Genomic DNA, 11,538 nt, shown 5'->3' with positions numbered 1-11,538 from the left:
CGCGAGGCCGTGGCCGCAGCGCACGCCCCGGCGCGACTGCTGGACCTGGGCGATGCGCTGGTCATGCCCGGCCTCGTCAACGCGCACACCCACGCGGCCATGACCTTCCTGCGCGGCGTGGCCGACGACCTGCCGCTGATGGACTGGCTGACGCAACACATCTTTCCCGTGGAAAAGCACCTCACGCCCGACATCGTGGAAGCGGGGGCGCTGCTGGGCTGCGCCGAAATGCTGCGCACCGGCACCACCGCCTTCAACGATATGTACCTGATCCAGGACGCCACCTACCGCGCCGTGAACACGGCGGGCCTGCGCTGCCTGGGCGGCGAGGGCATCTTCGGCTTTCCCTCGCCCGCCTACCCCGACGCCGACGCGGGCCTGGCCCTGGTGCGCCGCCTGCACGAAACATGGCGGCACAACCCGCGTATCCGCCAGTGCGTCACCCCGCACGCGGTGTACACCACCTCGCCGGAACTGCTGCAACGTTGCCAGGCCCTGGCCGAGGAACTGGACCTGCCCCTGCACATCCACCTGGCGGAAACAACAACGGAAACGGCCCAGTGCCAGCAGATGTTCGGCCAGCGGCCCGTGCCGTACTGCCACGGCCTCGGCCTGCTGACCCCGCGCGCCACCGTGGCCCACGCCGTGGACCTGACGGACGGTGAAATGGACCTGCTGGCCTCCACCGGCGCGGCAGTGGCCCACAACCCGGAAAGCAACATGAAGCTGGCCTCCGGCGCGGCCCCGGTACCGCAGATGCTGGCGCGGGGCATTGCCGTGGGCATCGGGACCGATGGCGCGGCCAGCAACAACAGCCTGAACATGTTCACGGAAATGACCAGTTGCGCCATGCTGCACAAGCTGCGCTGCATGGACCCCACCTGCGCCCCGGCCCAGACCGTGCTGGACATGGCCACCCTGGGCGGCGCGGCGGCCCTGCACTGGCCGGGCCTTGGCCAGCTTGCCCCCGGCTGCCCGGCGGACCTGACCGCGCTGGACCTTTCCGCCCCCAACATGCAACCCATGTACAACCCGGCCTCGCATCTGGTGTACGCCGCCACCGGGCACGAAGTGCGCCTGACCATGGTGGCGGGCGAGGTGCTGTACCAGGATGGCCGCTTCAGCCGCTTCGACTACCCCGCCCTTGTGGCCCAGATGCGCGACGTGCGCCGCTGGGTGCTGGACAAGCTGGGGCGGTAGCCCGGAAAAGCGTCGCGCAAACGCGAAGGGCGGCCCCCAGTCCGCACTGGGGGCCGCCCTGTTGCGTGGCGGGAACAGGCGGCACCTTCGGGATCGGGTCCGCTCCTCGCGGAATGCCGCACGCCCCGGCGCCGCCGGTTCCGTGGCCGAGCTAGGCGATCCAGACCGATTTGATGTTGACGAACTCGTGGATGCCGAAGGACGACAGCTCGCGTCCGTAGCCGCTGTCCTTCACGCCGCCGAACGGCAGGCGCGGATCCGACACCACCAGCGTGTTGACGAAGCTGCTTCCGGCTTCAAGCCGCAGGGCGATTCGTTCGCCCCGCTCCCTGTCGCGGGTGATGACCCCGGAACCGAGGCCGAAGCGGGTGTCGTTGGCCAGGGCGATGGCGTGTTCCTCGTCCCGGGCGCGGATGACCGCGGCCACCGGGCCGAACATTTCGGTGTCGAAGGCCTCCATGCCGGGCTTCACGTCGGCGATGAGCGTTGCGGGATAATAGGCGCCGGGACCGGGCGGCACGACGCCCCCGCAGAGCAGCCGCCCGCCCTGGGACAGGGTGCGCTCGACCTGGGCATGCAGCGTGTCCCGCAGGTCCGTGCGAGCCATGGGACCGTAGTAATTGGATTCATCCAGCGGGTCGCCCATGCGGGCATCCTGCATCCTGTGCCGCAGCGCGGCCAGAAAGGCGTCGTGGATGCCATCCAGCACCACGAAGCGTTTGGCCGCGATGCAGGTCTGTCCCGTGTTCTGCATTCTGCCCGCCAGGGCGAGATCGGCGGCCTTTTCCACGTCTGCGTCGTCAAGGACGATGTAGGCGTCCGAGCCGCCAAGCTCGAGCACCGCTTTTTTCAGGTGCTTGCCTGCCGTGGACGCCACGCTGCGCCCGGCGGCCTCGCTGCCGGTAAGGGTGACGGCGGCGATGGCGGGGTTGGCGATGAGCCCCGCGATGTCACCCGCGCTCATGTTGATGTTGCCGAACACGCCCGGGGGAAAGCCGACCCCGGCAAAGGCCTCCTCCAGCGCCCGGGCGCAGCCTTGCACGTTGGAAGCGTGCTTCAGCAGGCCGGTGTTGCCGGCCATCAGTGCCGGTGCGGCAAAGCGGATCACCTGGTAGAACGGGAAGTTCCACGGCATGATGGCAAGCACCACCCCCATCGGCTGGAAGGCGACGTAGCTCTTCCAGGCTTCCGTTTCCACCGGCGTCTGGCTCAGGAACCCTTTTGCGTGTTCGGCGTAGTAACGGCAGACCCAGGCGCACTTCTCGATTTCCTTGCGGGCCTGCGCAATGGGCTTGCCCATTTCCAGGGTTGCCAGCCGGGCGTACCGGTCCTTGTCCCCGAGCAGTTTTTCCGCCAGGTTGCGGAACAGTTCCCCCCGGTGGGCAAAGGACGTTTCACGCCATGCGCCAAACGCCCGCCGTGCCTGCCGCGCCTTGCCGACGGCTTCGTCCAGCGTGACGCGCGCGAACTCCCCCGCCTTTTCACCCGTTGCGGGATTGATGCTGACCGTCTTGTCCATGTCGATCTCCGCCGCACCGAAATACGGCCATATCTGCATGTTGTTCCGCAAGCATGTCCCGCTTGCGCGATGGGTGGATCATGCCCCGCCCGGTGCGGGTATGCATTCCGTACGGTCGCGTGCCACCAGGTGCATGTTGAGAAGCTCGTGGTTGAGGGAATAGTCCACCGGCAGGTCGATCAGATGCACGCCCTTGCCCGCCAGCGCTCCGGAAAGGATATCACGGAACGAGGACGCGGAATCCGGGCGGTAGCCCGGTATGCCGAAGCTTTCGGCGTAACGGACGAAATCCGGGTTGCCGTAGTCTAGCCCGTATTCCGCGAATCCAAGGCCCTGCTGCTTCCACTTGATCATGCCATAGGCGCCGTCGTTGAGAACGACCACCACCAGATCAAGCCCCAGCCGGACCGCCGTTTCCAACTCCTGCGAGTTCATCATGAAGCCGCCGTCGCCGCAGACGGCGAGCACCTTGCGGTCCGGATGGAGCATTTTGGCCACCATGGCCGACGGCAAGCCCGCGCCCATGGTGGCCAGCGCGTTGTCGAGCAGCAGGCGGTTGTGGCCGTACACGTGATAGTTGCGCGCGAACCATATCTTGTACATGCCGTTGTCCAGGGTGACGATGCCGTCATCGGGCATGACCTCGCGCGTGATATGCACCATCCGCTGGGGCAGTATGGGAAATCTGTCGTCCCGCGCGTACCCGGCGTTGTTCTGCCGGGCCTTGTCGCGGGCGCAGATGAACACGTCGTCATCCCATGCGGGCAGCGGCTCGCGCAGCAGCAGGTCGACAAGCCGGTCCACGGACGAGGCGATGTCGCCAATCACGTTGAGGTGCGGAAAGTAGACTTCGTCCACTTCAGCGGGAAAGAAGTTGATGTGGATCACCCTGCGGCTGTCGCCCGGGCGCATGAGGAAGGGCGGCTTTTCTATGGTGTCGTGGCCCACATTGATGATGAGGTCGGACATGTCGATGGCGTCATGCAGGTAGTCGTTGTCCGACAGGGCCGCCGTGCCCAGGTAGAGGGGATGCCGCTCGTCGATGATGCCCTTGCCCATCTGGGTGTTGAAGAAGATCATGTGGGTCTGGTCCACCAAGCGGGTCAGCGCGGCGCTGGCCCGCTTGCGGTTGGCCCCCGCGCCCACGAGCAGCAGCGGACGCCTGGCCTTGCGCAGCATGGTGGCCGCCTTTTCCAGCACCCGTTCCTCGGCCTGGGGAATGCGCTGGCCGACCACCTCGAACAGGGACGCTCCCTCCACGGGGGCGTCGGCGACGTCCTCGGGCAGTTCGATGTGCGCGGCGCCGGGGCGCTCCTCGGCCGCCTTGCGGAACGCCTCGCGAATGATGGAGGGTACATGCCCGGAATGGTTCACCTGTCGCGTGTACTTGGTGAGCGGGCGCATCATGTCCACCACGTCCACGATCTGGAACTTGCCCTGCTTGCTCTTGTTGACCGGCTTCTGCCCGGTGATCATGACCATGGGCATGGCGCCAAGCTGGGCATAGGCGGCCGGCGTCACCAGGTTCGTGGCGCCCGGCCCCAGGGTGGACATGCAAACGCCGGGCTTGCCCGTGAGACGCCCGTACGTCGCCGCCATGAAGCCCGCGCCCTGCTCGTGCCTGGTAAGGATCAGCCTGATCTTGCCGGAGGCGCGCAGCGATTCCACGAGTCCAAGATTCTCCTCGCCCGGAACACCGAAGATGTATTCCACACCTTCGTTTTCAAGGGCCTTCACAAAGAGATCTGCTGCCTTCATAACACCGTTCCCTTGGTGCGCGTCCGCCTTCCGGAAAACGGGCGGGGCGGGCTGCAACAGCCGCTGCCCAGCTTTCCGAAGGGGGACGCACTCCGTCGATGAAAGTACTCAGCGCAGGAATTCCACAGTGGAAAACACCAGAGGACTTTCGCCAATGTTCAGCACATCGTGGACAAAGAAATTGTCCTTGTCGATCTTGTCGAAATACTTGGTGTCTCCCACCTCGTATTCCACCTCCCAGACAGATCCGTCGTCGTGGCGCGACCGGGCCCGGCCCGCCGAAAGGGCCGTCCAGTAGTAGGGCCGCTCATGCCTGTGAAAGTGCAGCCATTCGCCGGGACTCAGGTGGATGGTCCATATCCTGAAATGGTCGTTCTCGTATGCCACGTGGCATCCCACGTTGGTATCATGCATTCCGTCACCGAGGGCGGCCTTCTGCTCGTTGCTCCAGAATTCCAGCCCCCCTGCGGGGACCACGCACTTCCTCTTCATGGGCTTGCCTCCTGTTGCCTGCCTGCATGTTGCGCAACACCGCCCTCGCCCCAGTGCTCCATTTTCGTCGGCGGGCGTCGCGTTCGTTCAGATGCACACCCGGTCCAGGTAGTCCATGGCTATCCGGTCAAGGGGCATGCCTTCCACGACATACTGGTAGTCCATGTCCGTCACGGCGGCATTGCCCAACCGAATGCCCTTCAGAAAGGTCACCGCGCGGGGTGTCAGCTTGGCGAGCGCATCCTTGCGGAGAATGATGCACGCCTGGTCCATGCCGCCAAGCAGCCCCCGTGGTTCCTGCAGCGCGCGTATCTTGTAAGAATGGAAAAGGTACTGGGGCTGCCACAAAGGCACCACTACCCATTCCCCCTTTTCGTGGGCGCGGATGAAGGCGTCCGTGCAATCGGCGATGGTTCCGCTGCGGAACGTGAAGCCCGCCTTGTCCAGGCCGTATTCCCTGATGACGTTTCTGGAAAAGCGCGATATCCCGGCGCCTTCGTTGATGCCCTGGATGACCTTGTTGCACTGCGCGCTCACTTCGGGCTTCAATATATCCGCCACCGAGGCGACCTGACCGGCCGGGACATATTCCGGCACACCCCACAGGCAGTACGGAGTGTACAGCACCGAGAAACGCACGGTCTGGTCGGTCATTCCGATCAAGTATTTGCCGTGCGAAGCGGGCAGCCAGGCGCCGACCACCATGTCTACCTTGCCGTGCGCGTACATGGTGAACATTTCCTCGTGCGGCGCCGTGTGCAGCTGACAGTGCACGCCAGCCCGTTCCAGACCGACAAGCACCACGGCCGCGGCCACGTGGTGAAACGACAAATCTACTCTGCCGACTTGCAACTCCATCGTGTCCACTCCGTTCCTGTGTTGGAGGTTGGAGAAAGGCACGTCGCGCCCCCACCATCCCGCCACCGGAGACGGGTAGCCACGAGTGCTCGTACCATGCAGCCCCCCCAAAGCATCTATCATATATTATCGATATTATACCGCCTCAAAAGCCTACCCCTTCAAGAACGTGTAATGGGCCAGCAAGGCCGCGACGGCCCCACCGACATCCCCCTCCCGCAAGCGGGCGACGATGGGAACATGCAGGGGAATCAGAGAGTCCATCGTCACCCCCAGTTCCCGAATCGTCATGACGACAAGGCGAGGAATCAGCAGGGAATCCCACATGGCCAGCATTTTCGCGTTGCCCGACGCCTCGACGAGGCAGCGGTGGAAACGGGTGTCGTGCAAGGCATACGCGGTGAAGCTCTGCGCTTCAACAGCCTCGATGATACCTTTCAGGTGCCCGTCGAGAACGTCGGCCAACCGCCGACCGTCCTCCGGGGTGACGGATCCGAGGGAATCGGCCTCCAACAGCTTGCGCACATGGCAGATTTCCCGGACGTCCTGTTTCGTGAACGCCTTTACCTTGACCCCCACGTTGGGGTGCTGCTCCAGGTAGCCGCTGGTGACCAGGCACTGGATGGCCTCTCGCACCGGCGCCTGGCTTACCTGTAGCGATTCGGCTATGGGCACGATCTTCACGCGGTCGCCAGGGGCCAGTTCTCCGGAAATGATCCTGTCGAACAGGATGTCCCGCACCTGCTCCTTGAGCGATTTTCTGTTGAGCATCTGGCTGTTCATCTGAAAACTACTTCCGTGACTGGATGATGTTTCCCCATATCATGTGCATTATCGATAATCAAGAAAGGGGTGCCCTTCACCCCGTTGGCGCCCGGTCGCCCTGGATGCGCGGCACGCCCCCCCCACAGCGCCCCTCTTGGTGGACACTCCCCGGCCTCGTTGCAAGCCCCGCCGGGTCGGCCCGGTCGCTGGACGCCCGCGAAGGTGCGTCCGTTTTTTTCTGTTGACAACCGGGCCAAACTGTATAATTGGAACCTGCTTTCTGAAAGAACAAACGCGCTTCGCGCGCGACGGAGGATTTTAGAGATGAGCGCAACGAGCAACGTCCTTGCTGGTGCCACCAAGACGGCCGACGGCGTGGTGATGAACGGCATCGCCCTCAAGCCCATCGTCGAACAGTGCGAAGGCTGTGAGCGCATTCGCCTTTTCGAAGACGAAAAGTTCTGCGGCAGCTACCCCATGCCCGAGCGCAAGTGGGCGGCCGGCAAGTGCAACTTCGCCACGCACATCAAGTCGCAGGCCGCTGCCGCCGCCAAGGTCAACCCCCTCAAGGCGTCCAAGCGCGCTGCCAAGGGCCGTTAGCCTCCATTCCGACAGCACGGGAAAGGGCGCGGGCAACCTCGCCCTTTCTTTTTTTCACCGTCCCGCAGCCGGTTTCGGCCATGCTGGCGGGGCATTCTTACTCGGCGGTCGGGCCGCTTCGTGCGGTTGCGGGCGCCACGCGCCACCGCACGGGGTTTGCCGCATGCCGCACCGCATAATTTCCGCCCTTGACGCCCGCCGCGACGTCGTCATCGAACTGCAACGCGAACTGACCAGCCGCCCGGCCCTGGGGCCGGAAAGCGGCGGCGAAGGCGAACGGGCCAAGGCGGATTGGCTGCTTGACCACCTGCGCGCCATCGGCGTGACCGACATCGAGCAGATCAACGCCCCCGACCCCCGCGTACCCTGCGGACACCGCCCCAACATCATTGCCCGCGTACCCGGCGTCTCGCCGCGCACCGTCTGGGTGCTGGCCCACATGGACGTGGTGCCCCCCGGCGACTCCGCCCTGTGGGACGGCGATCCGTGGACCCTGCGCGTGGACGGCGACGTGCTGTACGGTCGCGGCGTGGAGGACAACCAGCAGGCCATCGTCTCCGGCCTTCTGGTGGCGCGGGAACTGCTGGAACAGGGCGTCACCCCGCCCCTTTCCCTGGGGCTGGCCTTCGTGGCCGACGAGGAAACCGGCAACGCGCGCGGCATGGCCCACGTGGCCGCCGTGCGGCCCGACCTGTTCGGGCCCGACGACCTCATCGTGGTGCCCGACTTCGGCGACAGCGACGGCACCATGATTGAAGTGGCGGAAAAGAGCATGCTCTGGCTGCGCATCGCCGTTACCGGCAAGCAGTGCCACGCCTCCACCCCCGACGAAGGGGTGAACTCGCTTGCGGGTGCCGCAGCGCTCATCCTGCGCATCCGCCACCTGAACGAACGCTTCCCCGACGCTGACCCGCTGTTCAACCCGGCCACGTCCACCTTCGTGCCCACCAAGAAAGAGGCCAACGTGCCCAACGTGAACACCGTGCCCGGATCGGACGTGTTCTACGTGGACTGCCGCGTGCTGCCCCGCTATGACCTGGACGAAGTGGTGGCCGCGCTGCGCGGGCTGGCCGACGAGGTGGAACGGGAACACGGCGTGTCCATTGCCATCACCCAGGTACTGCGCGAACAGGCCGCCCCGCCCACCAGCCCGGATGCCGAAGTGGTCACCCGGCTGCGCACGGCCATCAAGGATGTGTACGGCGTCACCGCGCGCCCGGCGGGCATCGGCGGGGGCACCGTGGCCGCCATCGTGCGGCGCATGGGGCTTTCCGCCGCCGTGTGGTCCAAGCTGGTGCCCAACGCCCACGTGCCCAACGAGGCCACGCGCGTGTCGTGCAACATCGGCGACGCCAAGGTCATCGCCACCATGCTGTTCGAGGGCGGCAAGTAGCCGGACGCCCGGCACCGCCCAACACTTCGCATTTCACACCACGGTACCGCATATGTCCGCACCCCTCATGCCTCGCAAGGCCCAGCTTCCCGCCATCTTCGACTGCATCGTGGTCGGCGCCGGACATGCCGGGTGCGAGGCGGCCATGGCCAGCGCGCGCCTGGGCCACCCCACCCTGCTGCTGACCAGCAACGCCGACCGCATCGGCCACCTGTCGTGCAACCCGGCCATCGGCGGGCTTGCCAAGGGGCACATGGTCAAGGAAATCGATGCGCTGGGCGGCATGATGGGCCTGTGGGCAGACGAGGCGGGCATCCAGTTCCGCACCCTGAACGTCAGCAAGGGTCCCGCCGTGCGGGCCACCCGCGCCCAGATCGACCGCGATGCCTACCTGCACGCGGTGCGGCGCGACGTCTTCGCGCAGGACAACCTGTGGGTCTGGCAGGACACGGCGGAAGCCATCCTGGCGGAACAGGGCCGCGTCGCCGGGGTGCGCACCGGCCTTGGGCAGCAATTTGGCGCCCGCACCGTGCTGCTGACCACCGGCACCTTCCTGTGCGGGCTGATCCACGTGGGGCTCACCAACTTTCCCGGCGGCCGCCTTGGCGATGCCCCGGCGGTGGGGCTTTCCGCCTCGCTGCGCGCCCACGGGCTGGAACTGGGCCGACTGAAGACCGGCACCACCCCGCGCCTGCTGCGGGCCAGCATCGACTTTTCGGTCATGGAGGAACAGCCCGGCGATACGCCGCCGCGTCCGTTCAGCTTTCGCGGTCCCGGCGTGCGTCTGCCGCAGGTGCCCTGCCACATGACCTGGACCAACGAGCGAACCCACGCGGCCATCCGCGCCGGGTTCGACCGTTCGCCCATGTTCACCGGCGTCATCACCGGCACCGGGGCGCGCTACTGCCCGTCCATCGAGGACAAGGTGGCCCGCTTCCCCGACCGCGAGCGGCACCAGATTTTCGTGGAGCCGGAAGGGCTGACCAGCCCGGAATGCTACCCCAACGGCATTCCCACCAGCCTGCCGCTGGACGTGCAGAAGGCCATGATCGCAACCATTCCCGGGCTGGAAAACGCCCAGATCGTGCGCCCCGGCTACGCAATCGAATACGACTACGCCGACCCCATCCAGTTGCACCCCACGCTGGAAACCAAGACGCTGCCGGGCCTGTATCTGGCCGGGCAGATCAACGGCACGTCCGGCTACGAGGAAGCAGCGGCGCAAGGGCTGTGGGCCGCGCTGAACGCATCGTGCGCGCTGCGCGGGCTGCCGCCGTTCCTGCCGGGGCGCGATGCGGCGTACATGGCCGTGCTGGTGGACGACCTTGTCACCAAGGGCACGCGCGAGCCGTACCGCATGTTCACCTCTCGCGCGGAGCATCGCCTGCTGCTGCGCGAAAACAACGCCGACGCACGGCTGACCCCGCTGGGCCGCGACCTGGGCCTTGTGGACGACGACCACTGGGCCGTGTTCCGCGCCCGGCATGACGCCCTGGCAGACCTGATGACCCAGTTGGAGCAGCGCCGGGTGACGCCCGACGCGGCCACCCGCGCCGTCTTCGCCGACCTTGGCGAAGCCGTGCCCACCCGCGCGGTGTCGCTGGCCGAGTTGCTGCGCCGCCCCACCATGTCGCTGGAACGGCTGCGCGTCTTCTGGCCGGAAGCCGCGGACCACACGCCGGAAGTGTGCGAAGAGGCGGAAACCATCATTCGCTACTCCGGGTATCTTGCCCGGCAGGAAGAACTGGTGGAGCGTGCCGCCCGACAGGAATCCCTGCCCCTGCCCGCAGACCTGGACTACGTTGCGGTGGCCGGGCTTACCCGCGAAATCGTGGAAAAGCTGACCCGCGTCCAGCCGCGCACCATGGGGCAGGCCGCGCGCATTTCCGGGGTGACCCCGGCGGCGCTGACCTGCATCGAAATCCATCTGCGCAAGCTGGAACGCAGCCAGGCCGGCCCGGCCGGATAAAACGGTTCCGCCCTTTCAGCCGCTCCCCGGCCCGAAGGCCTCCCTTTCTCCCGCGCGTCGCACGGCAACCTCCAAGCTCTAACGCCCAACCTGTTGCGACAGGCGCCATTTGCGGCTACCGTTCAGGGAGCGTCCGTCCGGCTTCGCACCCAGCCTGCCGCGCGCCCTTCGGCGTACCTCAACAGTCCGGGGCACCATCATGAGCAGTGCCGCTCCGTTCCCGTGCAACCTGTGCCTCTCCGGCCTTGCCTTCCTTGTCCGGCCCGACGCGGACAGCCTTTCCCTTCCACCTCCGGGGGCGGCCAGTTTTCTGGCCGACATATCCCGCCATTTCGGCGACTACCAGGCCGATTTCACGCTGGTGCGCGAATTCGTGCTCATCGTGGCCGCCGTGGCCGCCCTGCTGGCCGCCGTACTGCTGGTGGGCGGGCTGCGCCAGCGCCGCGAACGCTATACCCCCGAAGGATGGGTCAACGACCCGCAGGTAATCCGCGAACTGTTCGATGCCGCCATCCTGCAACGGGGCCGCTTCGAAATGCAGTTCCACGGCCCCACGGGGCGCCGTTCCACCTACTGCACGGCGGTGTCCGTCACCCGCTCCACCCTGACCCTGGAATGCTCGCTGCTGCGCACCGTGCCGGAATCGTGGAAGGGCCGCGAGGTGGACTGCTACTTCCGCACCCAGCAAAAGCGCGCGCAGGTATACTACCAGTTCACCTCGATGATCACCGGCGCGCATCACGCTCCCTCTGCCGACCGCAACGCCCCGCGCGGCCCAGACATCCTTGCCGATGCCGTATGGCTGGTGGACCTGGCCCTGCCGCAAAAGCTGGAACGACGGCAGAAGCGCGCCTTCCTGCGGCTGGACGTGCCGCGCCAGCTGGTGCTGGGACTGGCCGCGTGGCCCATGGGGGCCGACACCCCGCCCCCCGCCGATGGTCGCCGCCTGGGCACGCCGTTGCTGGCCCTGCCCGATGCCGCCAG

At 66.2% G+C, this 11,538-nt stretch carries 9 protein-coding genes and 1 pseudogene; 5 read left to right on the top strand and 5 right to left on the bottom strand.

Features of this window, described 5'->3' with window-relative positions:
* Window positions 1-1,200 (top strand): amidohydrolase (locus FVW20_RS17445; RefSeq protein WP_196610581.1); only part of this gene is annotated, 1,200 nt, incomplete at its 5' end.
* A 151-nt stretch (window positions 1,201-1,351) separates the two neighbouring features.
* Here the strand turns inward: FVW20_RS17445 and FVW20_RS17440 are convergent.
* The 5 genes from FVW20_RS17440 to FVW20_RS17420 form a co-directional block, all read right to left on the bottom strand.
* Complete coding sequence (locus FVW20_RS17440) at window positions 1,352-2,719, bottom strand: NAD-dependent succinate-semialdehyde dehydrogenase (protein ID WP_196610580.1); 1,368 nt, start codon at window positions 2,717-2,719, stop codon at window positions 1,352-1,354.
* 78 nt (window positions 2,720-2,797) lie between these two features.
* The gene (locus FVW20_RS17435; RefSeq protein ID WP_196610579.1) at window positions 2,798-4,477 is read right to left on the bottom strand and encodes an acetolactate synthase large subunit; all 1,680 of its coding nucleotides are present in this window, start codon (window positions 4,475-4,477) and stop codon (window positions 2,798-2,800) included.
* 108 nt (window positions 4,478-4,585) lie between these two features.
* Window positions 4,586-4,969 (bottom strand): cupin domain-containing protein, encoded by a 384-nt coding sequence (locus tag FVW20_RS17430; RefSeq protein ID WP_196610578.1) that lies wholly within the window; start codon window positions 4,967-4,969, stop codon window positions 4,586-4,588.
* 87 nt (window positions 4,970-5,056) lie between these two features.
* Window positions 5,057-5,869, bottom strand: a complete 813-nt coding sequence (locus tag FVW20_RS17425; protein ID WP_196610577.1) for a glycine betaine ABC transporter substrate-binding protein — start codon at window positions 5,867-5,869, stop codon at window positions 5,057-5,059.
* A 111-nt stretch (window positions 5,870-5,980) separates the two neighbouring features.
* Window positions 5,981-6,610, bottom strand: coding sequence for a GntR family transcriptional regulator (locus FVW20_RS17420; protein ID WP_196610576.1), 630 nt, complete (start codon window positions 6,608-6,610; stop codon window positions 5,981-5,983).
* Window positions 6,611-6,916: 306 nt separating this feature from the next.
* Here FVW20_RS17420 and FVW20_RS17415 point away from each other — a divergent pair, with 306 nt between their 5' ends.
* The 4 genes and pseudogenes from FVW20_RS17415 to FVW20_RS17400 form a co-directional block, all read left to right on the top strand.
* The gene (locus tag FVW20_RS17415; protein WP_196610575.1) at window positions 6,917-7,192 is read left to right on the top strand and encodes a PxxKW family cysteine-rich protein; all 276 of its coding nucleotides are present in this window, start codon (window positions 6,917-6,919) and stop codon (window positions 7,190-7,192) included.
* A gap of 163 nt (window positions 7,193-7,355) precedes the next feature.
* The gene (locus FVW20_RS17410; protein WP_196610574.1) at window positions 7,356-8,585 is read left to right on the top strand and encodes a M20 family metallo-hydrolase; all 1,230 of its coding nucleotides are present in this window, start codon (window positions 7,356-7,358) and stop codon (window positions 8,583-8,585) included.
* A gap of 67 nt (window positions 8,586-8,652) precedes the next feature.
* Complete coding sequence (mnmG, locus tag FVW20_RS17405) at window positions 8,653-10,554, top strand: tRNA uridine-5-carboxymethylaminomethyl(34) synthesis enzyme MnmG (protein ID WP_196610582.1); 1,902 nt, start codon at window positions 8,653-8,655, stop codon at window positions 10,552-10,554.
* A 199-nt stretch (window positions 10,555-10,753) separates the two neighbouring features.
* A pseudogene (locus tag FVW20_RS17400) lies at window positions 10,754-11,538 on the top strand (hypothetical protein); the annotation flags it as partial.

Origin of the sequence: Nitratidesulfovibrio oxamicus (assembly GCF_015731765.1) — a bacterium.
GTDB classification, from domain to species: Bacteria; Desulfobacterota; Desulfovibrionia; order Desulfovibrionales; family Desulfovibrionaceae; genus Cupidesulfovibrio; species Cupidesulfovibrio oxamicus.
The sequence above is the reverse complement of the archived record's forward strand: the minus strand, read 5'-3'. Positions and strand labels throughout refer to the sequence as shown.